Consider the following 23,039-nt stretch of genomic DNA (forward strand, 5'->3'; position numbering starts at 1 on the left):
GGCGTGAGTCATCCGTCCGTCGCCGTCGCCGAGAGAGTGCGCCGGCGTCTGCGCCTGGAGAGCACCGACCCGGCGGCGCATCCTGACGAGGCGCGGCGGATCGCGCAGCTCGAGGTGCGGCGGCACAACGACCTCGCCCTGCAGCGCGGCGAGGCGATGATCGACGACGAGGCGGCTCTCGTGCGCGACGTGCTGGCATCCGTCTCGGGCTTCGGCGCGCTGCAGCCGCTTCTCGACGACCCCGAGATCGAGGAGATCTGGCTCAACGGCCCCGATCGGGTCTTCGTCGCCAAGGACGGCGCGACGCACCGCGTCGATCTGCCGCTGACGGATGCCGTGATCCGCGATCTCGTCGAGCGGATGCTGCAGACCACGGGGCGCCGGGTCGACGTCAGCCAGCCGTTCGTCGATGCCTCCCTGCCCGACGGGTCGCGGCTGCACGTCGCCATCGCCGATGTGGTGCGCGGCTCATGGGCGGTGAACATCCGCAAGTTCCTGAAGCGGCACCGCACCCTCGACGCGCTGATCGCGCAGGGCTCGGTGCCCGAGCACGTCGCGTCCGTGCTGCTCGCCGGCCTGCGCGAGGGGCGCAGCATCATCGTCTCGGGCGCCACGCACGCGGGCAAGACCACGCTGCTCGGCGCCCTGCTCGCGGCCTGCGCGGCGGAGCAGCGCATCATCACCGTCGAGGAGACCTTCGAGCTCGCCGTCGACGGACCCGATGTCGTGGCGCTGCAGGGGCGACAGGCGAGCCTGGAGGGCACGGGCGAGATCACGCTGAGGCGGCTGGTGAAAGAGGCTCTGCGCATGCGTCCCGACCGGCTCGTCGTCGGCGAGGTCCGCGACGCCGAGGCGCTCGATCTCGTGCTCGCGCTCAACACCGGCGTTCCCGGCGCGGGCACGGTGCACGCCAACTCCGCGGCCGAAGCCCTCGAGAAGCTCGCGCTGCTGCCCCTGCTCGCCGGGCGCAACATCGACCGCGCGTTCATCGCGCCGGCGCTGGCGTCCTCGATCTCATTCGTCGTGCACTGCCGGCGCGAGGCCGACGGATCCCGTCGCGTGGCCGAACTGATCGCGCCGACGGGCGAGGTCGTCGACGGACGCATCATGAGCACACCGGTCTACCGGGCGGAGGGAGGGGGATGACTCTGCTCGTCGGCGCACTGCTCGGCGCCGGTCTGCTGCTGTGCGCGTCGCCCTGGCTGTGGCCGGCGCGGGATCGCCCCCCGCGCGAACCGCGCAGTTCGCGCCTGCGGCGGCTTCTCGACGAGGCTGGGCATTCGCGCACGCCGGTGCGCACGATCGCGGCCGTCATGATCGTGCTCGCCGCGGTGGCCGCCGCCTTCGCCTGGCTGCTCACGGGCATACCCGTGCTGGCTGCTCTCGCGGCGCTCGCCGGAGTCGCGGCACCGGTCATGTTCCTGCGCGGACGGCGCCTCCGGCTGCGCAAAGCGCGGCGACAGATGTGGCCGGACGTCTGCGACCTGCTGGTCGCGGCGATCCGGGTAGGGCTCTCGCTGCCCGATGCGGTCGCGAGTCTCGCCGAGTCAGCGCCCCCGGCCGTGCGCCCGGCGTTCGGCGTCTTCGCCCGCGACCTGCAGTCCACCGGGCGCTTCGAGTCGAGTCTCGACCGGCTGAAGGCGACGCTGGCCGATCCGATCGCCGACCGCATCGTCGAGACCCTGCGGATGGCCCGCCAGGTCGGCGGCACTGAGCTCACCGGCGTGCTGCGGGCGCTGTCGTCGTCGGTGCGCGCCGATGCGGCGCTGCGCGGCGAGGTCGAGGCGCGACAGTCGTGGATCCGGGGCGCGGCCGTGCTCGGCGCCGTCGCGCCCTGGGTGGTCCTGGCACTGCTGGCGATGCGCCCTGAAGGCCGTGATGCGTACGGCAGCACCGAGGGCGTCGTGGTGATCCTCGTCGGGGCGGTCGTGTCAGTGGTGGCATTCCGGATCATGCTGCGCATCGGGCGGCTGCCCGAGCCGGAGCGGTGGTTCGGATGAGCGCGGTGACGGATGCCGCGGTCGCGGTGCTGCTGGGCGGGGCGTTCGCGCTCGGGCTGCTCGGCGTGCTCTCCGCACTGCCTCGCTGGGGTGCGCCGCGTCTCGAGCAGCGGATCGCACCCTATGTGCGCGATGTGGTCGACGACCAGGCGCTGCCGGCGGGCATCCTGCCCACGGTCGGCGTCATGCCCGTGCACGGCCGGCGGCTCTGGGACAGCTGTCGCGGCATGTTCGAGCGAGTGATCGGGGGTGGCGACGCGCTGCGACTGCGCCTCGCGCAGGCCGGGCTGGCGCGGACTCCCGCGATGTTCCGGGGGCGTCAGCTGGCGTGGGGCGTAGCCGGGCTCGTGGCGGGTGCGGTCGTGGTGGTCGGCATCGCCGTGTCGGGTCGGATGACTGCGCCGGCGGCTCTGCTGCCGATCATCGCCGCAGCCGGCGCCGCGATCGCTTACGACATGCAGCTCACGGGTCGTGCCCGAGCCCGTCGGGCCCGCCTCGCAGACGAACTGCCCACCACGCTCGAGTTCCTCGCCCTGTGCCTCTCGGCGGGCGAGTTGCTGCTCGACGCGCTGCGGAGGGTGTCGTCGATCGGCACGGGGGAGCTGACCGGTGAGCTGCGGCAGACCGTGCTCGCCGTGCACACCGGCTCGCCGCTCGCCGACGCGCTCGGCGAGACCGCCACGAGGCTGCAGCTGTCCGGTCTGTCGCGCGCGACCGATCAGATCATCGCCGCACTCGAGCACGGCGCGCCGCTCGCGGCGGTGCTGCACTCCCAGGCCGCCGACGCGCGCGACGAGGCGAAGCGGGTGCTCATCGAGCAGGCGGGGCAGAAGGAGATCCTCATGCTGCTGCCGCTCGTATTCCTGATCCTGCCGCTGAGCGTGCTCTTCGCGGTGTACCCGGGCCTGTTCATCCTGCGACTGGGGCTCGGCTGAGACGAGATCGACGATCCGGAGGGAAGAATGAAGAAGCTGCAGAGATGGTTCGCGGCCGGCCGTGAGCTGGCCGAGGACGACCGGGGCGATGTGCCCGGATGGGTGCTGGTGACGCTGATGACTGCGGCGCTGGTCGTGGTGATATGGGCGGTCGCCGGTCCCGCGCTGGTCGATCTGTTCGAGCAGGCGATCTCGCGCGTCTCGGGTATATGACCGGGGCGGTCGATGCGTGCGCGGTCACTGCTCGCCGATGAACGCGGGTCGAGTCCCGTCGAGTTCGTGCTCGTCGGCGCGCTGCTGACCGCGCTCACTCTCGCCGTGCTGCAGATCGCCTTCGCCGTGTATGTCCGCAACGTCGTGCACGACGCCGCTGTCGAGGGCGCGTACCACGCCGCCCTGGCCGACACGACACTCGACGAGGGTGCCGCGCGCACCGAGGCTGTGATCACCCGGGCCGTCGGAGCCGAGTACGCAGGGGACGTGGCGATCGGCGAGGACATGGCCCTGGGGCATCCGAGCGTGGTCGTGCGCGTCCGCACCGCCTTGCCCGTGCTGGGCCTGCTCGGCGTTCCGTTCGGATTGGAGGTGGATGCTCGTGCGCCCGTCGAATCGTTCGGCGACGAGTGAGTCGCTCATCGGCGACGAGTCCGGCTCCGCAGCCCTGGAGTTCATCGTCGCCGGAGTGCTGCTGCTCGTCCCGCTCGTGTACCTGGTGCTCGTGCTGGGCGCGGTGCAGGAGCAGACGCTCGGCGCTGAGGCCGCCGCGCGCCACACCGCGCGGGTGATCGGTCAGGCGCCGGATGCCCGCACCGCCGCCGAACGGGGCGAGGCCGTGCTCGCCGGTGTGATCCGCGAGTACGGCATGGACGAAGGCGCGGTCGATGTGGGGATCGCATGCCGCCCGGCGGGCGCCGAGTGCCCCGGCGCGGGGGCGACGGTGATCGTCACCGTGCGGTCACGGGTCACGCTGCCGCTGATGCCGTCGATCTTCGGTCTGGATGCTCTGGCGGCGATCCCGATCGAGGCGCAAGCCGCGCAGAAGGTGTCGAGACTGTGGGGGAGCGGATGAGGGTGCGAGCCCGCTTCCGCGCCGCGCTCGCCGATGACGACGGCAGCGTGCTGCCGCTCGTGCTCGGGTACGTGCTGCTCGCGATCGCGGTGATCTTCGTCTGCGTGTGCGCGACCGATCTCTACATCGCGCAGAAGCGCCTCGACTCGCTCGCCGATGCCGCGGCGCTCGCCGGGTCGGACGGGTTCACCCTGCAGGCCGAGGGCGACGCGGTGCGGGCCGAGCTCACCGATGAGGGCGTCCGTGAGCAGGCATCCGCTGTCGTCGACGCCATGGACTCCGACGCGGAGCTCGTCTCGGCGGGAACGCCGGACGGGGTGTCGGCGCGGGTCACGGTGGCCGCGGCCTGGCATCCGCCGCTCTTCTCGCACTTCGTGCCCGATGGCGTGCCCCTCGAGGCCACGGCGACCAGCCGCACTGCCTTGCGCTGAGCCGGCCTTCAGCGCTCGCGTCGCGGCAGGAACTTCGGCGTCCACACGGCGAAGCCCGCCGCTCCCAGCAGCGCCACGCCGCCCATCACGCCTGTCGCGAGCGGGAGTGAGGCGAGCGCCACGATTGACGCGATCACCACCGGGGCGGCCGCGCCGCCGGCATCCGTCAGCGTCCGCCACGCACCCAGGAAGGTCGCCGGATCCGTCTCGGGGGCGAGATCGGCCCCGTAGGTGAGCAGGATGCCGCTGGAGAGACCGTTTCCGAGGCCGAGCACGGCGGCCATCAGCACGAACCACATCGTCGCCTGATCGAAGTCGTGCGTGACGGAGAGGATGATGAGCCCCGTGCCCATGAGCAGCATGGCCGGCAGCGCCGCCCAGATCCGCCCGAACCGGTCCATCACCTGGCCGCTCGCGTAGAACAGGGTGAAGTCGATGGCGCCCGAGACGCCGACGACGATCGCGATCGTGCTGGCATCGAGGCCGAGCGAGACACCCCACAGCGGCAGGATCACCTGCCGGGCGGAGCGCACCGCCGACAGCGCAGCGGCCGACAGGCCCAGGCGCATCAGCACGGCCCGGTGATACGAGATCGTCTCGAGCACCCCGTACCGGTCGCGGGTCGGGATCGATCCGGTCACGACCTCGCCCGAGTCCTCGGCGACCGCGGCGCCGGTGGGCTTGAGCAGCACCGGGCTGGTCTTCTCGGGGTCGGGTCCGACCAGCACGAGCGGCACGATCGCCGCACAGCACACGATCAGCGCCCAGATCGTCGACTGCTCCGACCCGGTCAGCTGGATCAGGGAGGCCGCGACGAAGGGGCCGATGAAGACGCCGAAGCGGAAGCTGCCGCCCAGCAGCGACAGCGCCCTGGCGCGGAACCTCGGCGGCACGCGGGTCGTCATGAACGCGTGTCTTGCGAGCCCGAACGCCGCCGCGCAGAAGCCGAGCACGAACACCGAGACGGCGAACAGCGTGAGGTCGTCGGCGAGCAGCATCCCCACCCCGGCGGCGATCGAGAGCGCGCCGGCGACGACCATCGTGAACCGCTCGCCGACCTTCGCGACCAGCGCTCCCGCCGGCAGATTGCCGCACAGCTGTCCGATCACCAGAGCCGCGGCCACGAGCGCGGCCAGCGACACGTCGGCGCCGAGCCGGGTGGCGATGACGGGTATCAGGGGGATGACGGCACCCTCGCCCAGCGAGAAGAGCACGGTCGGCGCGTAGACCATCGGCCCGAACCGCCTGAGGACACCCGCCGCGCTGTCGACCACACCGCCACGCTAGTCCCGCCTGCCTCGCAGTCGGAGCAGGGACATACCGCGGTCAGGGAAGCGGGCCCCCGGCGCGATAAGGTGGACTGCCATGTTCGAACTCGATCTCTCCGCCGACATACAGGCCCTGCGACACACCTTCGGCGACATCCGCGAGGTCGTCGACGTCACCGCCCTGCGCGAGGACATCGCGCGACTCAGCGAGGAGGCGGGCGCACCCGATCTCTGGGACGATCCGGAGAAGGCGCAGAAGGTGACCAGCGCGCTCAGCCACAAGCAGGCCGACCTCAAGCGCGTCACCGAGGTCGAGCGCCGGCTCGACGACCTCGACGTGCTCATCGAGCTGGCCAACGAGATGCAGGATGAGGACTCGGCCGCCGAGGCGCGCGCCGAGCTCGAATCGCTCACGCAGACCATCAACCAGCTCGAGGTGCAGACGCTGCTCGACGGCGAGTACGACGACCGCAATGCGATCATCACCATCCGGTCGGGCGCCGGCGGTGACGATGCCACCGACTTCGCCGAGATGCTCATGCGCATGTACCTGCGCTGGGCCGAGCAGCACGGCTACCCGGTGAAGGTGATGGACACCTCGTACGCCGAGGGTGCGGGCATCAAGTCGGCCACGTTCGAGATCACCGCCCCCTACGCGTTCGGTACGCTGTCGGTCGAGGCAGGCACTCACCGCCTGGCCCGCATCAGCCCGTTCGGATCGGCCGACAAGCGTCAGACCTCGTTCGCCGCGGTCGAGGTCATCCCGCTGATGGAGGAGGCCACCGAGGTCGAGATCCCCGAGAACGACCTGCGCGTCGATGTGTTCCGCTCGTCGGGCCCCGGTGGGCAGTCGGTGAACACCACCGACTCGGCCGTGCGCCTGACCCACCTTCCCACCGGCATCGTCATCTCGATGCAGAACGAGAAGTCGCAGATCCAGAACCGCGCCGCCGCCATGCGCCTGTTGCAGACGCGCCTGCTGCTGCTGCAGAAGGAGCAGGAGGCGGCGAAGAAGAAGGAGCTCGCGGGCAACATCACCGCCAGCTGGGGCGACCAGATGCGCTCCTACTTCCTCTACGGCCAGCAGCTCGTCAAGGACCTGCGCACCGGCCACGAGTCGGGCAACCCGGCCAGCGTCTTCGACGGCGACCTGGACGACTTCATCTCGGCGGGCATCCGCTGGCGAAAGCGCAAGGAAGAGGACTGATCCTCACCGCACACGAAGAACGGCCCCGAGCTCGAGCTCGGGGCCGTTCTTCGTCCGTGCCGGTCTCAGCGGCGTCGGGTCACTGCGTCGCGCAGGTGGAGGCCGCGTCGGTGAGCGTCGAGCCGAACTCCATCGCGTCGTCGGGGTCGGTCAGCGCGATGTCGCCGTCGGCGATCTGCTGCAGCGAGGCATCGCTCATGTCGGAGGCGACGAGCTCCTCGCCGAGGCACAGCAGCATGCCCTCCGGATACTCCATCTCCTGCTCCTGGAGCATGATCTGCTCCAGGCCCAGCGCGACCTCGTCGGCGGTGGGCCGCTCGCCTGTCGCGTCTGGCGCGGTCGACTCCTCGGTGTACGGCTCCTCCGACGAATACGGCTCATCCGAGGGGTACGGGTCGTACGACGAATCCCAGGATTCGCTGGCGATCGACGCGAAGAGGGTGACGCTGAGCACGACCGTGGCGACGACGCCCATCACGATCGACAGGATCAGGCCGACGATGCCCGGCCACTTCGCGGTGTTCTTGATGAACAGCGCGATGATCGACACGACGAACGCGCCGAAGAGCAGGAACGAGCCGATCAAGAAGGTGACCAGGTTCGGGATGCACGCGATGATGCCGCCGACCACGGCGAGTCCGAGTCCGATGTATCCGAGCACCGGGGTCTTGCGGGGGCCGGCGTCCGGTGCCGGATGAGCGCTGCCATAGGGCGCCGGCGCGGCGTAGGGGTTCTGCGGATCGCCGCCGGCGGCTCCGGGGTACCCCTGCTGACCGTACGCCGCCTGACCGTAGGGGGCCTGCCCGTAGGGCGCCTCGCCGTATGCGCTCTGCGGGTAGCCCTCCGGGGTGACCGACGGGTACACCTCGGTCGGCTGGGCGGACTCGGCTGCGCCCGGTGCGACGGGAGGGGTGTACTCGCCGTGCGCGTCCGCGGATGCTCCGGCATCCGGCGTCGACGCGGATCCCGCAGCCGACTCCGTGCCCGGCTGCGCGTGCTCGGCGGAGGGGCTCTCGGGCGCGTAGTGCTCGGTCCACTGCTCACCGTCCCACCAGCGCTGGCGTCCCGATCCGTCGTCGTACCATCCTGCGGGAACGCTCATGGCCTTCTCCTCGTCTCCGTCTGCGCCGTCGGCTCGTGCCGCACGACCTGCCGTCGCGGCGCATGCGCGCCTCTACGTGTATATCAGTCATGGTCGACGGGTACGCCCCGGGTGAGTGTCGCTGGCGGCCCTGAGCCGGCTCACGCTTAGGCTCGTATGGCCATGATCCGGTTCGAGAACGTCACCAAGCGCTATCGCGGCACGAAACGCCCCGCACTGTCAGAAGTCGACTTCAACGTCGAGGCGGGGGAGTTCGTCTTCCTCGTCGGAGCCTCGGGTTCCGGCAAATCGACGTGCCTGCGTCTTATCCTCCGCGAGGATGTCCCCACCACCGGCCGCGTCGCCGTGCTCGGCCGCGATCTGCGCTCGCTGGCGAACCGCAAGGTGCCCTACTTCCGGCGCCACATCGGCTCGGTGTTCCAGGACTTCCGCCTGCTGCCGTCGAAGACCGTCGCGCAGAACGTGGCCTTCTCGCTGCAGGTCATCGGGTCGTCGCGCGGATTCATTCAACAGGCGGTGCCCGAGGCGCTCGCGCTGGTCGGCCTCGACGGCAAGGCGAAGCGGATGCCGCACGAGCTCTCGGGCGGTGAGCAGCAGCGCGTCGCGATCGCACGCGCCATCGTCAACCGGCCGAAGGTGCTGCTCGCCGACGAGCCCACCGGAAACCTCGACCCGGCGACGTCGGTGGGCATCATGCAGCTGCTGACGCGCATCAACGCGGGCGGCACGACGGTCGTCATGGCCACGCACGAAGCGGCCTTCGTCGACCAGATGCAGCGCCGTGTCATCGAGCTCAAGGGCGGCGAGATGGTGCGCGACGAGGTCGGCGGCGGCTACGGAGACACCTCCAGCATCCCGCGCCTCCTGCCCGAGACCGTGCCGGGGGCGGCCGCCGCCGCGGCCCTCACCGCCGTGCAGGAGATCCAGCGCGAGACGATCACCGGCGTCGTGCCGACGCCGCCCGTCGAGCAGCCCGCCGTGCCGCAGGCGGCATCCCGGCCGACGTCGGATCCGCACGCCCATCCGCCGACCGACCCGCGCCCGCCCGCCGTGGCCACCCCGCCCGAGGAGCGTCCGGCGGCCGTCGGTCCGCGAACCAACCCGATCGTGATCCCGGAGGTGGAGGTCGCCGAGCTGGGCATGGCCGACAGACTCGGCCTCTCGCGTGACGACGACGAGGAAGTGGGCCCGACCTCATGAACTTCGGACTCATCGTCGGCGAGGCGCTGATCGGCCTTCGCCGCAACATCTCGATGGTCATCTCGGTGGTGCTGGTCACCTTCGTCTCGCTGACTTTCGTCGGCGCCGCGATCCTCATGCAGACGCAGATCCAGACTATGCGCGGCTACTGGGGCGAGAAGGCCGAGGTCACCATCTACATGTGCTCGCCGCTGTCGACGTCGCAGAACTGCACGTCAGACGAGGCGACCGAAGAGCAGATCACGACGGTCGAGGACGAGCTGGCCGGTCCCGCGCTCAAGCCCCTGATCAGCGACGTCGCCTTCGATGACAAGGAGACGACCTACCAGAACTGGATCGAGCGCTTCGGCGAGGAGCAGGCGAACGCCTTCGGCGTCGAGAACATGGGCGTCGCATTCCGCGTCACCATGAAGGATCCGCAGCAGTCGCGCGTGCTCACCGAGGCGTTCTCGGGAGTGGCGGGCGTCGACGAGGTGCAGGACCAGCGCCGCCTGCTCGATCCGCTGTTCTCCGCGCTCACCGTCGCGACCTACGTCGCGGTCGGCGTCGCAGCGCTCATGCTCATCGCCGCCGTGCTGCTGATCGCCACGACCATCCGACTGTCGGCCTACGCGCGTCGCAAGGAGATCGGCATCATGCGCCTGGTGGGGGCGTCGAACCGGTCGATCCAGACTCCGTTCGTGCTGGAAGGCGTCTTCGCCGCCTTCCTCGGATCGGTGTTCGCCAGCGCGGCCGTGCTGACCGGCGTGAAGTTCGGCGTCGAGGGGTATCTGGCCGAGCGCGTGCCGTTCATGCGGCCGCTCGTCGACATGCGGGATGCGGCGTTCGTGGTGCCCGTGCTGATCGGCATCGGCGTGCTGCTCGCGGCTCTGTCTGCCGGATTCGCGATCCGGCGCTGGCTGCGCACCTGATCCTTCGACAGGCTCAGGAACCGATAGGGTGGAGGGCTGTCTGTCGTCAGGAGAAGAACATGCCCAGGGAACGCGGGGAGAAGGTCGTCGCGACCAACCGTCGCGCGCGTCACGACTACAACCTCGAGAAGTCGTACGAGGCGGGTCTCGTGCTCACCGGCACCGAGGTCAAGTCGCTGCGTCAAGGGCGCGCCAACCTCAGCGACGGCTATGCGTACGTCAAGGGCGGCGAGGCGTACCTCGACGCCGTGCATATCCCGGAGTACTCCCAGGGGCACTGGACCAATCACTCCGCCAAGCGCATCCGCAAGCTGCTGCTGCACAAGGATGAGATCCGCAAGCTCGAGCACGCCGTCTCGGCCGGCGGCTACACGCTCATCCCGTTGAAGCTGTACTTCTCCGACGGTCGAGCCAAGGTCGAGATCGCCCTGGCGAAGGGCAAGAAGGAGTACGACAAGCGTCAGACGCTGCGCGAGCGTCAGGACACCCGCGAAGCCGAGCGGGCGATGCGCCTGCGCAATCGCGTGGGCGAATAGCCCACAGACACGCTCGCGCCGGCCCCTTCGACGGGCTCAGGGACCCAGCCGGGGCTCAGGCACCCAGCCGGGGCTCGAATCCGAAGGTGCGGCCAAGGAAACGCAGCTCCGCCTCGAGCGAGGCGACGATCGTCTCCGCGGCGCGGAAGCCGTGCCCCTCGCCCTCGAAGAGCAGGTACTCGTGCGGCACGCCGCGCGCGGCCAGCGCGTCGCGGATCGCTTCCGACTGCGACGGGGGCACGACTCGGTCGTCCGACCCCTGCTGCAGCAGCACCGGCACGTCGATCCGGTCGGCGTGCGAGAGCGGCGACCGCTCGATGTACACGCTCTCGGCCTCGGGCAGGGGACCCACCAGGCCGTCGAGGTAATGCGCCTCGAAGTCGTGGGTCTCGGCGGCCAGCATCCGCAGATCCGCCACACCGTATCGCGAGATGCCGGCGGTGAACGTCCCGCCGCGCACCAGCGCGCACAGCACCGTCCAGCCGCCGGCCGATCCGCCGCGAATGGCGATGCGGGAGGGGTCTGCGAGTCCGGCGTCGGCCATGCCGCGCGCGGCGGCGATCACGTCGTCGACGTCGACCACGCCCCACTGCCCGTCCAGACGCTGGCGGTAGGCGCGGCCGTAGCCGGTCGATCCGCCGTAGTTCACGTCGAGCACGCCGATGCCGCGGCTGGTCCAGTACGCGTACGCGGTGGATGCCGCGCCCGAGACGTGCGCGGTGGGGCCGCCGTGCACCATGACGATGTACGGCGGCAGCTCGCCGTCGGGCGCGGAGGCGTCGGGGCTGGTGGGCCGGTAGTCGAACGCGTGCACCGGTCCGTGCGGGCCGTCGAAGGTCACCGGGCGGGCACGGGGAACCCAGACGGGATCCGCCTCGGCACCGCCGGTCACCGTCGTGATCGTGCCGTCGTCGAGGTCGACGCACCACAGCCCCGCCCCGACCGTCCGGCCCGCGCCCGAGATGAGCACCCGCGATCCCTGCGCGTCGTCGATGCTCGCGCCGGCCGTGATCGGCAGGGTGAGCAGCTCGACGACCTCGCCGTCGGGCGAGATGAGCACGATCTCGTCGGATCCGTTCGTGCGCACGGCGACGACGCGGCCGTCGTCGAGAGGCTGGTACCAGCGGTTGCCGAGCACCCACAGCCCGCCGCCGGTGTCGGCGTCGGCCAGGCAGAACGGCTCGGTCGTCGCCGGCGGGGTGGGCGCGGGCGGCGGCGCGACGTCCACGACGTGTGCGAGGTGCAGGTTCCAGCGTCCGGTGGCGTCGTCGGCGTACAGCAGCCGGTCGTCCGAGAGCCACTCCGGCTGCACGGGCGCCCGGCTCGGGACTCCGGCATCCCAGCCCGACTCGAGATGCATGACCGAGACGATCGCCCGCTCCCACGGCATGTGCTCGGCGTTCCACTGCACGTACGCCAGCTGCTTCCCGTCGGGCGAGAGCGCCGGATGTGCGACGAAGCCGTTCACCGAGACGAGCGTCCGCACGGCGGACTCGTCGTCGGCCGCCGTGCCGTCGAGCGGGATCTCGACGATCGCGCGCACATGCGGATCGGGTCGCAGGTCCTCGCGCACCGCGAGCAGCCGGCCGTGCTGCAGCCGCAGGCCGCCGTACGCGGGGCCGGCCGCGGTCAGCGGCTCGGGGGCGCCGCCGCGCGGCATCCGGTGGATGCGCTGGTCGCCGCCGTGCACGAAGTACAGCGTGCCCTCGGCGTCGGCCGTCCACGCTCCGCCGCCGTACTCGTGCACGCGCGAACGCGCGTTCCACGGCGCGGACAGGATCTCGTCGCCGCTCGAAGTGCGCACCGTCACCCTGCCGCCCTCGGCGGGAACGGATTCGCCCCACCACACCTCGTCGCCGACGAAGCGGGCTCCGTCGATGCGGGGGGATGCCTGCGCGATCATCTGCGCGGTGAACGGTGAGGGCCACGAGCCGTACGGTGCGGTCATGGATCCGAGCCTAGCCAGACTCGCAGGTGACACACGGCGTCACACAGTGTGCGCTGCGCCGAGCCGCTGTCCTACCGTCTGAGGGCACGCCGTCGCACCGGTCCCGAAGGAGAATCGCCATGAGCAGCATCCCGTTCTCCTTCGAGCTGTATCCGCCGCGCACCGCCGAGAGCACGCGCGCCCTGCACGACACGATCGACCGCCTCGCCGAGGCGGGGCCGGAGTTCATCTCGGTCACCTACGGCGCAGGAGGGTCGACCGGCGGCCGCTCGCTCGACGTGCTGCGATACATCCGCACGCACACCGACACCGAACCGCTCGCGCATCTCACCTGTGTGGGCAACACCTATGCGGGCGCCGCCCGTCTGATCCGCGAGTTCCTCGATGCCGGCGTGCTGAGCTTCCTCGCGCTGCGCGGCGACCCGCCGGCTGGCCAGAGCGAAGACGACGTGTTCCTCGGCGACCTCGAGAGCTCGGCGCAGCTCGTGCAGCTGATCGACCGCGTGCAGGCCGAGCGCGCGCCGTACGAGGAGTCGCCGGTGCGCGGCAACCCCGGAGCCGTACGGGTCGCACCGCGCCGCAAGGTGAACATCGCCGTCGCCGCCTTCCCCAACGGCCACCCGCGCTCGGCCTACAGCAGTCAGCATGTGGATGCGCTGCTGGCCAAGCAGGCCGCTGGGGCGACCGTCGCGATCACGCAGCTGTTCTTCCACCCCGACCATTACCTCGCGTTCGTCGAGCGCGCCCGGCGCGCCGGCGTGACGATCCCGATCCTCCCGGGCATCATGCCGATCACCTCGCCGGCTCGCCTGGCGCGCGTGCTCGAACTGACCGGCGAGGAGCTTCCGAGCGAGCTCGCAATCGAGCTCGAGATCGAGCCGACCACCGAGGGGCGCCGCCGGGTCGGCATCCGCTGGGCGGCCGACCTCATCCGCGCCGTCGTCGACGGCGGCGCACCCGGTGTGCACCTGTACGCGTTCAACCAGCACGAGACCGTGCTCGACGTCCTCCACTCCGCCGGGGTCATCCCCGCGCTCTCCGCAGCATCGAAAGGAACCTCATGACCGCTTTCCCCGCAGGGACGATCCTCGGCTACCCGCGCATCGGGCGTCGTCGCGAGCTGAAGAAGGCCGTCGAGTCCTTCTGGGCCGGCCGCTCCGATCAGGCGGAACTCGAGCGCACCGCCGCCGAGCTGCGCGCGACGACGCGTGCCCGCCTCGCGGAGCTGGGCCTCGGCCGCGATGACTCGTCGATCCCCGAGTCGTTCTCGTTATACGACCAGGTGCTCGATACCGCCGTCACGGTCGGCGCCATCCCCACGCGCTTCGACGACCTCCGCGACGAGGACGGCACGATCGGACTCTCCGCCTACTTCACCGTCGCACGCGGCGAGGGCGAGCGAGCACCGCTCGAGATGACCAAGTGGTTCGACTCGAACTACCACTACCTCGTCCCCGAGATCGGCCCCGAGACGACCTTCTCGCTCGCCAGCGAGCACCTCGTCCAGCAGGTCGCCGAAGCCGCCGCCGCCGGATACGTCACCCGCCCGGTGATCGTCGGTCCGGTCACGCTCCTCGCGCTGGCGAAGGCGTCGGACGACGCGCCGGAGGGCTTCGAGCCGCTCAGCCGACTCGCCGACGTGCTGCCGGTTTACACCGAGCTTCTGGCGAAGCTCAAGGCCGCCGGCGCCCAGTGGGTGCAGCTCGACGAGCCGGCGCTGGTCAGCGAATCGCTGCCGGTCGACACCGCGACCCTCGCTGACGCGGCAGCCCGCGCGCTCGCGGTTCTGGGCGGTGCGAGCGAGCGCCCGCAGATCTTTGTCGCCGCCCCGTACGCGGCGCTCGGCGCGACACTCGACGTGCTGGCCGCCGCACCTGTCGAGGCGATCGGCATCGACCTTGTGCGTGGCGAGGTGCCGGCAGCGCTCCCCGCGCTCGAGGGCAAGACGCTCGTCGGCGGAGTGATCGACGGGCACAACATCTGGCGCGGCGACCTCGATGCCGCGTTCGCGAAGCTCGAGGCGCTGCGCGACCTCGGAGCGGCTGCGCTGTCGGCATCCACCTCGACCTCGCTGCTGCACGTCCCCCACGACGTCGACGACGAGACGGCCCTGGACGCCCGTCTGGTCTCGTGGCTCGCCTTCGCCGACCAGAAGGTCGGCCAGGTCGTCACCCTCGCGCAGGGTCTTGGCCAGGGCCGGGATGCGATCGCCGACGCTCTCGACGCGGCATCCGCCGCCCTGGCCGACCGGCACGACGCCCCCGGCGTGCGCGACGGTGCCGTGCGCGCCCGCGAGGTCGCCGAGGCGGAGTACTCACGCGTGTCGTACGCCGAGCGCGAGAGCGCGCAGCAGGCGCTGAACCTGCCCGCCCTTCCGCTGACGACGATCGGCTCGTTCCCGCAGACCGGCGACATCCGTCGGGCCCGCGCCCAGTTCCTGCGCGGCGAACTGCCCGCCGACGACTACGACGACTTCCTGCGCCGCGAGATCGACCAGGTCGTCGCCCTGCAGGAGGAGCTCGGCCTCGACGTGCTCGTGCACGGCGAGCCCGAGCGCAACGACATGGTGCAGTACTTCGCAGAGCACCTCGACGGATTCGCCGTCACCCAGCACGGCTGGGTGCAGTCGTACGGTTCGCGCGCCACCAGGCCCTCGATCCTGTGGGGCGATGTGTCGCGCCCCGCGCCGATCACGGTGTCGTGGGCGTCGTACGCGCAGTCGCTGAGCGTCAAGCCGGTCAAGGGCATGCTGACCGGCCCGGTCACGATCCTCGCGTGGTCGTTCGTGCGCGACGACCAGCCGCTCGGCCAGACCGCCAACCAGGTCGCGCTCGCACTGCGTGACGAGATCACCGATCTCGAGGCCGCTGGGATCGCCATCATCCAGGTCGACGAGCCGGCGCTGCGCGAGCTGCTTCCGCTGAAGGCGGCGGAGCAGGCGGACTACCTCGACTGGTCGGTGCGCTCGTTCCGGCTGGCGACCGGCGGCGCCGCAGCGGGCACGCAGATCCACACCCACCTCTGCTACTCGGAGTTCGGCGTCGTGATCGACGCGATTCGCGCGCTCGATGCCGACGTGACCTCGATCGAGGCGGCCCGCAGCCGCATGGAGGTCGTCGCCGACATCGCCCGCTTCGGATTCGACCATGGGGTGGGCCCTGGGGTCTACGACATCCACTCGCCGCGCGTGCCCAGCGTCGAGGAGATCGAGGCGCTGCTGCGTCGCGCCGTCGACGAGCTGCCGCTGCGGCAGCTGTGGGTCAACCCCGACTGCGGTCTGAAGACCCGCGCGTACGAGGAGACCGTGCAGTCGCTGCGCAACATCGTCGAGGCCACCCGACGCGTCCGGGAGGACGTTTCGGCCGCCGTCTGAGACGCGTTCACGACGAAGAGGCGCCCCTTCCGATCGGGAAGGGGCGCCTCTTCGTCGTGTGCGCGATCAGACCGCGCGAAGCACCGCGACGACCTTGCCGAGCACGACGGCCTCGTCGCCGAGGATGGGTTCGAACGCCGAGTTGCGGGGGAGGAGCCAGGTGTGACCATCGCGGCGGCGGAACGTCTTCACCGTCGCCTCACCGTCGATCATGGCCGCGACGATCTCGCCGTTCTCGGCGTTGTTCTGCGTGCGCACGACGACCCAGTCCCCGTCGCAGATCGCCGCGTCGATCATCGACTCGCCGTTGACCTTGAGCATGAACAGGTCGCCCTTGCCGACCAGCTGCCTGGGAAGCGGGAAGATCTCCTCCACCTGCTGGTCGGCGGTGATCGGCACTCCGGCGGCGATCTGCCCGACGAGCGGCACGAGTGCCGCGTCGCCCACCGCGGGGGCGGTGTCGGCCGGGTTCTCGGCACCGCTGCCGGGGAGATCGATCAGAACCTCCATGGCGCGGGTCTTGCCGGGATCACGGCGCAGGTAGCCGCTGAGCTCGAGCTGCCCGAGCTGGTGCGTCACGCTGGAGAGCGACTTGAGACCGACGGCGTCGCCGATCTCGCGCATGCTCGGCGGGTAGCCGTGGCGCGCGATCGAGCTCTGGATCACCTCGAGGATGGCCATCTGCTTCGGGCTGAGGCTCTTGCGCCGACGCGTGCGGGGAGCCTCGGCTGCGGTCTCAGGGGTGTCGCTCATGGGTGCTCCTTCATGCCCTCACACGGTGCGGATCCGCGTCGTCGCGGGGATCCGATTCGAATGTCGGTGGCCCATGGTGGGCTGACTTCATCGAAACCGTATCCGAGTTCTCTCGCGAAACGGAAGATCTGTTCGAGCGTGTCGCGCAACCAGCGGCCTTCGATTCGAAGAATCCTTGACAGATGTTCGATATCGAAGATAGATTCGGAACGTAGCTTCGCATCCGGCATCCCCGGCCGGATGCCGGATGCGAAAGCTGCATCACCTCCGCCTGACAGCGGGGAGAGTGAAGAGGAGCATCACGTGAGCACGATCAGCATCCAGGCCCCCCTGACCGTCCCGGTCGCGGCCGCTGCGCGGCGTTCTGTCCCGACCCGGCTGCGTCTCACCGCGCGCGGTCGCCGTCTGCTCGCCACCCTCGCCGCAGCGCCCGTCATCGCCGGCATCACCGTCTCGCTGCTGGCGGGCGGCTCGGCCCTCGCCTCCGGTGAGAGCGACCCCGTCGCCTTCGAGACCGTGACGGTGCTGCCCGGCGACACGCTGTGGTCGATCGCGGCTGAGGCCGCCCCCGCCTCCGACCCCCGCGAGGTCATCGACGACATCAGGCGTCTCAACAACCTGAGCTCGGGCATGATCCAGGTCGGCGCGTCGATCGCGATCCCGACCGAGTACGCCGACTGATCGCGCCGACTGAGGGCGCACTCCGCCCGAGGCCACTCGGCATGGGCGGACGGGCAAAGGTGCACCGTCATCCGCGGCGGCGTCCTTCGTGCGCGGCCTACGATGGAGCATGTGACATCCCTCGATGAGCTGCCCCTCCGCGCCGACCTGCGCGGGCTCACGCCGTACGGTGCCCCGCAGGTGCCGCTTCCTGTCGCTCTGAACGTCAACGAGAACACGCATCCGGTTCCCGACGAGATCGCCAGCGACATCCTCGACGACATCGCGCTTGCACTGCGAGACGTCAACCGCTACCCCGACCGTGAGTTCACCTCGCTGCGCGAGGCGTTCGCGGAGTACCTCGGCCACGGGCTCGCCGCAGAGCAGATCTGGGCGGGCAACGGCTCGAACGAGGTGCTGCAGCACATCATGCAGGCGTTCGGCGGCCCAGGCCGGACGGCGTTCGGATTCGCGCCCACCTACTCGATGTACCCGCTGATCACGCAGGGCACCGGTGCGCGCTGGATCGCCGGCACGCGGCACGACGACTTCACCATCGACCCGGATGACGCCGCACGGCAGGTCGCCGACGTCGACCCCGACGTCGTCATCCTCTGCACCCCGAACAACCCCACGGGAACGCCGCTCGGGCTGGAGGTCATCGAGGCGGTGTACGAGGCGGCACGCGGGGTCGTCATCGTCGATGAGGCCTACCAGGAGTTCGCCCCGCACGACGCGCCGTCCGCGCTCACGCTGCTCGACGGGCGTCCTCGGCTCGCGGTATCGCGCACGATGAGCAAAGCCTTCGCGTTCGCCGGTGCGAGGGTCGGCTATCTCGCCGCCGACCCTGCATTCATCGACGCGCTGCGTCTGGTGCGTCTGCCCTACCACCTCAGCGCCCTCACGCAGGCTGCCGCCGTCGCGGCACTGCGCAACGCGTCGACCATGCTGCGCATGGTCGACGAGATCGTCGAGCAGCGCGAGCGGATCTCCGCCACCCTGGAGGCGCTGGGCTACACGCCGCACGTCTCCTGGTCGAACTTCGTGCTGTTCGGCGGGGTCGACGACCCGAAGGCGACCTGGCGCGCGCTGTACGAGCGCGGGGTGCTGATTCGCGACGTCGGCATCCCGCATCACCTGCGCGTCTCGGCGGGCACCGAAGCCGAGACCACTGCATTCCTGGAAGCCCTCGCGTCGATTGGATCGTCGTCATGACCGACCGCACCGCCCGCCGAACCCGCAGCACGTCCGAGTCGACCGTCGAGGTCGTCGTCGATCTCGACGGCACCGGCCGCAGCGAGATCGACACCACCGTGCCGTTCTTCGACCACATGCTCACCGCGTTCGCGAAGCACTCCCTCACCGACCTCACCGTGCGCGCGACGGGCGACACCCACATCGACGCGCACCACACGGTCGAGGATATCTCGATCGTGCTCGGCCAGGCGATCCGCGAGGCGCTCGGCGACAAGGCGGGCATCTCCCGCTACGGCGATGCCCTCGTCCCCCTCGACGAAGCGCTCGCCCAGGCCGTCGTCGACATCTCGGGTCGCCCGTTCCTCGTGCACGACGGCGAGCCGGCGGGATTCGAGTTTCACCTCATCGGCGGCCACTTCACCGGCTCGCTGGTGCGCCACGTGTTCGAGGCCATCACCTTCAACGCCGGACTGACCGTGCACGTGCGCGTCATCGGCGGGCGCGACCCGCACCACATCGCAGAGGCGGAGTTCAAGGCGTTCGCCCGCGCGTTCCGTCAGGCCAAGGCGCTCGACCCGCTGGTCGAGGGCATCCCGTCCACGAAGGGTGCGCTGTGACCGCGCGACGCGTCGTCGTCTTCGACTACGAGTCGGGCAACGTGCACTCGGCGGTGAAGGCTCTGGCCGCGGCGGGAGCCGAGGTCGAGCTCACCCGCGACCGCAGTCGCGCACTCGAGGCCGACGGTCTGCTCGTCCCCGGGGTGGGGGCGTTCGCCGCTGTCCGCGATGCGCTGCTCGCGCACGGCGGTGACGAGATCATCGATCGTCGCCTCGCCGGCGGGCGCCCGGTGCTCGGCATCTGCGTCGGCATGCAGGTGATGTTCGCGCGAGGCGTCGAGCGGGGTCAGCCCGCCGACGGGTTGGGGGAGTGGCCGGGCACCGTCACCGAGCTGGATGCCCCGGTGCTGCCCCACATGGGCTGGAACACGGTGGAACCCGGTGAGGGCAACGTGCTGTTCCGCGGCATCGAGAACGAGCGCTTCTATTTCGTGCACTCGTACGCCGCCACGACGTGGGATCTCGATGTCATCCCGCCGTTCCCGCAGCCGGCGGTGACGTGGGCGACGCACGGTGAGCGCTTCATCGCGGCAGTCGAGAACGGACCGCTCGCAGCGACGCAGTTCCACCCCGAGAAGTCGGGCGATGCGGGCATCCGGCTGCTGCGCAACTGGATCGGCTCGCTCTGAACGCCGCACGGGCACGCTGAACGCGGTTCCCGGCCGGCTGAGGGCCGAGAACCGCGCCAGAGCGGGTCGTCGGAGTCAGAGACCGCGTGCGACGGCGGCTCCCGCGGCCAGCCAGGCGGTCTGCGTCGTGGGCGCGAGAGCGCCGAGTCGCAGGTGGCCGTCGACCATCTCGTGATCGAACGGGATGGCGACCACCTCTCGCGCCAGATCGCGGTATCCGTCGACCACCTGCGCGACATCGGCGGGAGTCGCCTTGGGGTCGGCCTGGGTGACGACGACCACCGAACGTCGCGCGAGCCGCGCCGATCGCTCGTCGCGGTCCTCGAGCGCCTCGAGCAGCAGCGCGCCGGCCTCCGCGTGGTCGTCGCGCGTCGTGGTCGCCACGACGATCTGATCGGCGTGGTCGATCATGCGCAGCCACATGGGATCGGACTCGTCGTTTCCGGAGTCGATGAGGATCAGACGGTAGTACTTCGCCGCCACGGCATGGATCGCGTCGATGTCTGCAGAGCGCAGCCGGTTCTCCTGCGCGAGTCGCATCGGCTTCGAGCGCAGCACGTCGTACTTCTCCCGCGCCTGGTGGTGCACGAAATGGGCGAGGTCGGCCGACTGCGCTCCCGCGCCCAGCAGCCGGTCTGCCTCGGGGAGCAGCTCGAACAGGGTCCTGTCGTGCGGGCCCATATCGGTGCGCCAGCCCAGCGTCCCGCGGGTCTGGTTGTTGTCCCACGCGAGCACACCCGCGCCGCCGAAGCGGGCGAAGACAGCGGAGAGCAGGACGGTGGTCGGGGTCTTGCCCGCCCCGCCCTTGCCGTTCACGACGGCGATGGTGCGCGGGCCCGGCCAGTGCTGGCTGACGAGCAGCTCGTTGTCGCGCACGGCCCGCTCGGCGGCGCCCGGGGCGAGCGAGAACCCGATGCGGTTCAGCATCCCGCGCGCGCCGGTCCGTGCCGGCTCCTCCCGGGGCTCGTGCTGCAGGAACGACGGCCGCTCACGCTGTTCGCGTCGTGACGCCGGCGCGGCCGGCCGAGTGGACGTCGCGGGCGCGGATGGCGCGATGGACACCGGGGCGGATTCCGACGCGGCCGGCGCCCCAGGCGCAGATGCCGGTGCAGGGGGGATCGAGCGCGCGGCGGGCGCGGCAGCCGAAGCGACAGGCGCGGCGGCCCGAGCTGTAGGCGCGGCAGCCGGAGCGGTCGGCGCGGCAGCGGCAGCCGGAGCTGCCGGAGCTGCCGGAGCGGTCGGCGCGGTAGCGGCAGCCGGCGCCGGGGTGATCGGCGAGGCGGCGGGCCGGGCATTCGTCCCACGGTGATAGCGCGGCGCCTCCACGGGGCGGTCGGAGGAGGTCAGAGGCACCTCCGAGACCAGCGACTCCGACTCGGCCGATGACCGGCGTGCAGCGCTCGTCCGTCGGCGCAGCGGACCTGCACCGCTGCCGTTGTGCGCGTCGGCCATGCCTCACGTCCCTTCTTGTGATGAGCGCACAGGCGAGCATCCCCCGCTCGTGCGCATCCGATCGTACCGCCGGGGCCTGCGAGAACCCCAGCCGCCTGCCGCCTCGAGCGTCATCTCATTTGAGACGGCCCCCCTGCCCGGCTACTCTGATCTCTCGTGCCCGCTCGGGCCGCACCCACCCCCTTCGAAGGACGACATGAACGACTTCGCACAGTCCCCCTCGCTGATCCTGCTGCCCGCGGTCGATGTCGCCGGCGGCAAGGCGGTGCGCCTGACGCAGGGCGAGGCCGGCACCGAGACGAACTACGGCGATCCCGTCGACGCGGCCGGTGAATTCGTCGACGCAGGCGCCCAGTGGATCCACCTGGTCGACCTCGACGCGGCCTTCGGGCGCGGCAGCAACACGGCGATCCTGCGCAAGGTCATCAAGCAGTACCGCGGTGTGAGCATCGAGCTCTCCGGGGGTATCCGCGACGATGCGAGCCTCGACGCCGCGCTCGAGGCCGGCGCGACGCGCATCAACCTCGGCACCGCCGCGCTCGAGAACCCGGAGTGGTCTGCCGACGTCATCAGCCGCTACGGCGACGCCATCGCGGTCGGACTCGACGTGCGCGGCACCACGCTCGCCGCCCGAGGCTGGACGAAGGAGGGCGGCGACATCTGGGACGTGCTCGAGCGCCTGGAAGAGGCGGGCTGCAGCCGCTATGTCGTCACCGACGTCACCAAGGACGGCACGCTGCGCGGACCGAACCTCGAGCTTCTGCGCGAGATCACCTCTCGCACCCCCAAGCCCGTGATCGCGTCCGGCGGCGTCGCGACGCTCGACGACATCGCCGCGCTGCGCGAGCTCGTTCCGCTCGGCGTCGAAGGCGCCATCGTCGGCAAGGCGCTCTACGCCGGGCAGTTCACCCTCGCCGAGGCGCTGGATGTCGCCGGCGACTGACGACGCCTGCGACCACGGGCACGGTGCCGCAAACAGCGGCGACTCCGCCGGCGTCCCCTGGGAGGGGCGCAGCTTCGAGGCGAACCCGCACGCCGCCGACGACGGCTCCGCCGATCCCGCACTGCTGACGGCCCTGCTGCGCTTCCGCTCGGGTGAGGGTTCCCAGGCGGAGGTCGTCGACGCCTTCCGGGCTGCCCGCGTGCTCGTGCCGCTCATCGCCGAGAGGGGCGAGGAGGGCACCGGCCCGACGGGGCTGAAGGTCGACAAGACGCAGGAGCTGTCGATCGTCACCGTCGCCGCCCCCGACGGCCGTCGCGTGCAGCCCGTCTTCTCCTCCGTCGACGCGATGCGGCGGTGGGATGCCTCGGCCCGCCCGATCCCCGTCGAGGCGATCCGCGTGGCGCTGTCCGCCTCCAGCGAGCAGACCGACCTGATCGTGCTCGATCCGGCATCCGAGACCGAGTTCGTCTTCCGCCGCCCGGCCGTCTGGGCGATCGCCCAGCAGCAGCGCTGGGAGCCGAGCCACCTCTCTCCGGAGGTGTTCACGGCCCTGCGCGAGAGCATCGCCCACGAGCTGGCGGTCATCGACGTGTCGGTCGCCGCAGGGGATCCGGATGCGCGGATGCGCGGACCGGAGCTCATCGTCACGCTCGAGCTGGTCGACGGTCTCGAGCGCGACACGCTGGACGCCGTGCTGGCCAGGCTCGCGCAGCGCTGGGCTGCCGATGACCGGATGGCCGTGCTCGTCGACTCGCTGACCGTGAAGCTCACCCGCTCGGGCGGCTGACGATCCGACCGGGCTGCGCCG

General features: G+C 70.8%; 25 protein-coding genes. 20 read left to right on the plus strand and 5 right to left on the minus strand.

Annotated elements, in window-relative coordinates; all coding sequences use genetic code 11:
• Nucleotides 1–3: 3 nt before the first annotated feature.
• Genes PGB26_RS08580 through PGB26_RS08610 form a run of 7 tightly spaced genes read left to right on the plus strand, consistent with a single transcriptional unit; the run spans nucleotide 4 to nucleotide 4,435 of the window.
• Nucleotides 4–1,146: a CpaF family protein gene (locus PGB26_RS08580; protein WP_271637226.1), complete on the plus strand. Its 1,143-nt coding sequence runs from the start codon at nucleotides 4–6 to the stop codon at nucleotides 1,144–1,146.
• Nucleotides 1,143–2,000, plus strand: coding sequence for a type II secretion system F family protein (locus PGB26_RS08585; protein ID WP_271637227.1), 858 nt, complete (start codon nucleotides 1,143–1,145; stop codon nucleotides 1,998–2,000). The genes PGB26_RS08580 and PGB26_RS08585 overlap by 4 nt, the downstream gene beginning before the upstream one ends.
• Nucleotides 1,997–2,935: a type II secretion system F family protein gene (locus PGB26_RS08590; RefSeq protein ID WP_271637228.1), complete on the plus strand. Its 939-nt coding sequence runs from the start codon at nucleotides 1,997–1,999 to the stop codon at nucleotides 2,933–2,935. Before PGB26_RS08585 ends, PGB26_RS08590 begins: the two co-directional genes overlap by 4 nt.
• 27 nt (nucleotides 2,936–2,962) lie before the next feature.
• Nucleotides 2,963–3,148 (plus strand): hypothetical protein, encoded by a 186-nt coding sequence (locus PGB26_RS08595; RefSeq protein ID WP_271637229.1) that lies wholly within the window; start codon nucleotides 2,963–2,965, stop codon nucleotides 3,146–3,148.
• A gap of 12 nt (nucleotides 3,149–3,160) precedes the next feature.
• Complete coding sequence (locus PGB26_RS08600) at nucleotides 3,161–3,562, plus strand: TadE/TadG family type IV pilus assembly protein (RefSeq protein ID WP_271637230.1); 402 nt, start codon at nucleotides 3,161–3,163, stop codon at nucleotides 3,560–3,562.
• Entirely contained in the window at nucleotides 3,525–4,004 is a 480-nt protein-coding gene (locus PGB26_RS08605; RefSeq protein ID WP_271637231.1) for a TadE family protein, read from the plus strand. The genes PGB26_RS08600 and PGB26_RS08605 overlap by 38 nt, the downstream gene beginning before the upstream one ends.
• A complete protein-coding gene (locus PGB26_RS08610) occupies nucleotides 4,001–4,435 on the plus strand; it encodes a pilus assembly protein TadG-related protein (protein WP_271637232.1) in 435 nt (144 codons plus the stop codon). Before PGB26_RS08605 ends, PGB26_RS08610 begins: the two co-directional genes overlap by 4 nt.
• Before the next feature lie 8 nt (nucleotides 4,436–4,443).
• Here PGB26_RS08610 and PGB26_RS08615 read toward each other — a convergent pair whose 3' ends face one another.
• The gene (locus tag PGB26_RS08615) at nucleotides 4,444–5,667 is read right to left on the minus strand and encodes an MFS transporter (RefSeq protein ID WP_271639623.1); all 1,224 of its coding nucleotides are present in this window, start codon (nucleotides 5,665–5,667) and stop codon (nucleotides 4,444–4,446) included.
• A 133-nt stretch (nucleotides 5,668–5,800) separates the two neighbouring features.
• Between PGB26_RS08615 and prfB the strand changes: the two genes are divergently transcribed.
• Nucleotides 5,801–6,910, plus strand: a complete 1,110-nt coding sequence (gene prfB, locus PGB26_RS08620) for a peptide chain release factor 2 (RefSeq protein WP_099196825.1) — start codon at nucleotides 5,801–5,803, stop codon at nucleotides 6,908–6,910.
• Nucleotides 6,911–6,989: 79 nt separating this feature from the next.
• Here prfB and PGB26_RS08625 read toward each other — a convergent pair whose 3' ends face one another.
• The gene (locus tag PGB26_RS08625) at nucleotides 6,990–8,012 is read right to left on the minus strand and encodes a DUF2510 domain-containing protein (protein ID WP_271637233.1); all 1,023 of its coding nucleotides are present in this window, start codon (nucleotides 8,010–8,012) and stop codon (nucleotides 6,990–6,992) included.
• 162 nt (nucleotides 8,013–8,174) lie between these two features.
• Here PGB26_RS08625 and ftsE point away from each other — a divergent pair, with 162 nt between their 5' ends.
• Genes ftsE through smpB form a run of 3 tightly spaced genes read left to right on the plus strand, consistent with a single transcriptional unit; the run spans nucleotide 8,175 to nucleotide 10,659 of the window.
• Entirely contained in the window at nucleotides 8,175–9,212 is a 1,038-nt protein-coding gene (gene ftsE / locus PGB26_RS08630) for a cell division ATP-binding protein FtsE (protein WP_271637234.1), read from the plus strand.
• On the plus strand, nucleotides 9,209–10,123 hold the full coding sequence (gene ftsX, locus PGB26_RS08635; RefSeq protein WP_271637235.1) for a permease-like cell division protein FtsX: 915 nt from the start codon (nucleotides 9,209–9,211) through the stop codon (nucleotides 10,121–10,123). Before ftsE ends, ftsX begins: the two co-directional genes overlap by 4 nt.
• Before the next feature lie 59 nt (nucleotides 10,124–10,182).
• Nucleotides 10,183–10,659 carry an SsrA-binding protein SmpB gene (gene smpB, locus PGB26_RS08640; protein WP_099196789.1) on the plus strand — a complete coding sequence of 159 codons (477 nt, stop codon included), beginning with the start codon at nucleotides 10,183–10,185 and terminating at the stop codon, nucleotides 10,657–10,659.
• A gap of 55 nt (nucleotides 10,660–10,714) precedes the next feature.
• On the opposite strand, the gene PGB26_RS08645 is transcribed toward smpB, so the two are convergent.
• Nucleotides 10,715–12,607 carry a S9 family peptidase gene (locus PGB26_RS08645; RefSeq protein ID WP_271637236.1) on the minus strand — a complete coding sequence of 631 codons (1,893 nt, stop codon included), beginning with the start codon at nucleotides 12,605–12,607 and terminating at the stop codon, nucleotides 10,715–10,717.
• Nucleotides 12,608–12,726: 119 nt separating this feature from the next.
• Between PGB26_RS08645 and PGB26_RS08650 the strand changes: the two genes are divergently transcribed.
• Both PGB26_RS08650 and metE read left to right on the plus strand, forming a co-directional pair.
• Complete coding sequence (locus PGB26_RS08650; protein WP_271637237.1) at nucleotides 12,727–13,671, plus strand: methylenetetrahydrofolate reductase; 945 nt, start codon at nucleotides 12,727–12,729, stop codon at nucleotides 13,669–13,671.
• Nucleotides 13,668–15,980: a 5-methyltetrahydropteroyltriglutamate--homocysteine S-methyltransferase gene (metE, locus tag PGB26_RS08655; protein ID WP_271637238.1), complete on the plus strand. Its 2,313-nt coding sequence runs from the start codon at nucleotides 13,668–13,670 to the stop codon at nucleotides 15,978–15,980. The genes PGB26_RS08650 and metE overlap by 4 nt, the downstream gene beginning before the upstream one ends.
• Before the next feature lie 66 nt (nucleotides 15,981–16,046).
• On the opposite strand, the gene lexA is transcribed toward metE, so the two are convergent.
• Nucleotides 16,047–16,733 (minus strand): transcriptional repressor LexA, encoded by a 687-nt coding sequence (gene lexA, locus PGB26_RS08660; RefSeq protein ID WP_271637239.1) that lies wholly within the window; start codon nucleotides 16,731–16,733, stop codon nucleotides 16,047–16,049.
• A gap of 303 nt (nucleotides 16,734–17,036) precedes the next feature.
• Between lexA and PGB26_RS08665 the strand changes: the two genes are divergently transcribed.
• The 4 genes from PGB26_RS08665 to hisH all read left to right on the plus strand — a co-directional run bounded on the left by PGB26_RS08665 (nucleotide 17,037) and on the right by hisH (nucleotide 19,836).
• Nucleotides 17,037–17,414 carry a LysM peptidoglycan-binding domain-containing protein gene (locus PGB26_RS08665; RefSeq protein WP_333909420.1) on the plus strand — a complete coding sequence of 126 codons (378 nt, stop codon included), beginning with the start codon at nucleotides 17,037–17,039 and terminating at the stop codon, nucleotides 17,412–17,414.
• Nucleotides 17,415–17,516: 102 nt separating this feature from the next.
• Nucleotides 17,517–18,608, plus strand: a complete 1,092-nt coding sequence (locus PGB26_RS08670) for a histidinol-phosphate transaminase (RefSeq protein ID WP_271637240.1) — start codon at nucleotides 17,517–17,519, stop codon at nucleotides 18,606–18,608.
• Complete coding sequence (gene hisB / locus PGB26_RS08675) at nucleotides 18,605–19,207, plus strand: imidazoleglycerol-phosphate dehydratase HisB (protein WP_271637241.1); 603 nt, start codon at nucleotides 18,605–18,607, stop codon at nucleotides 19,205–19,207. The genes PGB26_RS08670 and hisB overlap by 4 nt, the downstream gene beginning before the upstream one ends.
• Nucleotides 19,204–19,836 (plus strand): imidazole glycerol phosphate synthase subunit HisH, encoded by a 633-nt coding sequence (gene hisH / locus PGB26_RS08680; RefSeq protein WP_271637242.1) that lies wholly within the window; start codon nucleotides 19,204–19,206, stop codon nucleotides 19,834–19,836. The genes hisB and hisH overlap by 4 nt, the downstream gene beginning before the upstream one ends.
• A 75-nt stretch (nucleotides 19,837–19,911) precedes the next feature.
• Here hisH and PGB26_RS08685 read toward each other — a convergent pair whose 3' ends face one another.
• Nucleotides 19,912–20,763, minus strand: a complete 852-nt coding sequence (locus PGB26_RS08685) for a MinD/ParA family ATP-binding protein (protein ID WP_271637243.1) — start codon at nucleotides 20,761–20,763, stop codon at nucleotides 19,912–19,914.
• A gap of 127 nt (nucleotides 20,764–20,890) precedes the next feature.
• Here PGB26_RS08685 and PGB26_RS08690 point away from each other — a divergent pair, with 127 nt between their 5' ends.
• From PGB26_RS08690 to PGB26_RS08700, 3 genes are all read left to right on the plus strand, one after another.
• Nucleotides 20,891–21,145, plus strand: a complete 255-nt coding sequence (locus tag PGB26_RS08690; protein WP_271637244.1) for a hypothetical protein — start codon at nucleotides 20,891–20,893, stop codon at nucleotides 21,143–21,145.
• A gap of 339 nt (nucleotides 21,146–21,484) precedes the next feature.
• Nucleotides 21,485–22,231, plus strand: coding sequence for a bifunctional 1-(5-phosphoribosyl)-5-((5-phosphoribosylamino)methylideneamino)imidazole-4-carboxamide isomerase/phosphoribosylanthranilate isomerase PriA (gene priA, locus PGB26_RS08695; RefSeq protein ID WP_271637245.1), 747 nt, complete (start codon nucleotides 21,485–21,487; stop codon nucleotides 22,229–22,231).
• Complete coding sequence (locus PGB26_RS08700) at nucleotides 22,215–23,018, plus strand: SseB family protein (RefSeq protein ID WP_271637246.1); 804 nt, start codon at nucleotides 22,215–22,217, stop codon at nucleotides 23,016–23,018. The genes priA and PGB26_RS08700 overlap by 17 nt, the downstream gene beginning before the upstream one ends.
• The last annotated feature ends 21 nt before the right edge of the window (nucleotides 23,019–23,039 follow it).

The sequence above is a fragment of the Microbacterium sp. nov. GSS16 genome, from assembly GCF_028198145.1.
GTDB lineage: Bacteria > Actinomycetota > Actinomycetes > Actinomycetales > Microbacteriaceae > Microbacterium.

Excerpts from the sequence above, each read along its gene's own strand:
- priA (WP_271637245.1), top strand. The coding sequence starts at position 21,485 with ATGAACGACTTCGCACAGTCCCCCTCGCTGATCCTGCTGCCCGCGGTC.
- lexA (WP_271637239.1), bottom strand. The coding sequence starts at position 16,733 with ATGAGCGACACCCCTGAGACCGCAGCCGAGGCTCCCCGCACGCGTCGG.
- PGB26_RS08590 (WP_271637228.1), top strand. The coding sequence starts at position 1,997 with ATGAGCGCGGTGACGGATGCCGCGGTCGCGGTGCTGCTGGGCGGGGCG.
- PGB26_RS08595 (WP_271637229.1), top strand. The coding sequence starts at position 2,963 with ATGAAGAAGCTGCAGAGATGGTTCGCGGCCGGCCGTGAGCTGGCCGAG.
- ftsX (WP_271637235.1), top strand. The coding sequence starts at position 9,209 with ATGAACTTCGGACTCATCGTCGGCGAGGCGCTGATCGGCCTTCGCCGC.
- PGB26_RS08625 (WP_271637233.1), bottom strand. The coding sequence starts at position 8,012 with ATGAGCGTTCCCGCAGGATGGTACGACGACGGATCGGGACGCCAGCGC.
- prfB (WP_099196825.1), top strand. The coding sequence starts at position 5,801 with ATGTTCGAACTCGATCTCTCCGCCGACATACAGGCCCTGCGACACACC.
- PGB26_RS08650 (WP_271637237.1), top strand. The coding sequence starts at position 12,727 with ATGAGCAGCATCCCGTTCTCCTTCGAGCTGTATCCGCCGCGCACCGCC.
- PGB26_RS08610 (WP_271637232.1), top strand. The coding sequence starts at position 4,001 with ATGAGGGTGCGAGCCCGCTTCCGCGCCGCGCTCGCCGATGACGACGGC.
- PGB26_RS08690 (WP_271637244.1), top strand. The coding sequence starts at position 20,891 with ATGGACACCGGGGCGGATTCCGACGCGGCCGGCGCCCCAGGCGCAGAT.
- PGB26_RS08700 (WP_271637246.1), top strand. The coding sequence starts at position 22,215 with ATGTCGCCGGCGACTGACGACGCCTGCGACCACGGGCACGGTGCCGCA.
- PGB26_RS08585 (WP_271637227.1), top strand. The coding sequence starts at position 1,143 with ATGACTCTGCTCGTCGGCGCACTGCTCGGCGCCGGTCTGCTGCTGTGC.
- smpB (WP_099196789.1), top strand. The coding sequence starts at position 10,183 with ATGCCCAGGGAACGCGGGGAGAAGGTCGTCGCGACCAACCGTCGCGCG.
- PGB26_RS08670 (WP_271637240.1), top strand. The coding sequence starts at position 17,517 with ATGGAGCATGTGACATCCCTCGATGAGCTGCCCCTCCGCGCCGACCTG.
- PGB26_RS08645 (WP_271637236.1), bottom strand. The coding sequence starts at position 12,607 with ATGACCGCACCGTACGGCTCGTGGCCCTCACCGTTCACCGCGCAGATG.
- PGB26_RS08600 (WP_271637230.1), top strand. The coding sequence starts at position 3,161 with ATGCGTGCGCGGTCACTGCTCGCCGATGAACGCGGGTCGAGTCCCGTC.
- PGB26_RS08605 (WP_271637231.1), top strand. The coding sequence starts at position 3,525 with ATGCTCGTGCGCCCGTCGAATCGTTCGGCGACGAGTGAGTCGCTCATC.
- PGB26_RS08615 (WP_271639623.1), bottom strand. The coding sequence starts at position 5,667 with ATGGTCTACGCGCCGACCGTGCTCTTCTCGCTGGGCGAGGGTGCCGTC.
- ftsE (WP_271637234.1), top strand. The coding sequence starts at position 8,175 with ATGATCCGGTTCGAGAACGTCACCAAGCGCTATCGCGGCACGAAACGC.
- metE (WP_271637238.1), top strand. The coding sequence starts at position 13,668 with ATGACCGCTTTCCCCGCAGGGACGATCCTCGGCTACCCGCGCATCGGG.
- hisB (WP_271637241.1), top strand. The coding sequence starts at position 18,605 with ATGACCGACCGCACCGCCCGCCGAACCCGCAGCACGTCCGAGTCGACC.
- PGB26_RS08685 (WP_271637243.1), bottom strand. The coding sequence starts at position 20,763 with ATGCTGAACCGCATCGGGTTCTCGCTCGCCCCGGGCGCCGCCGAGCGG.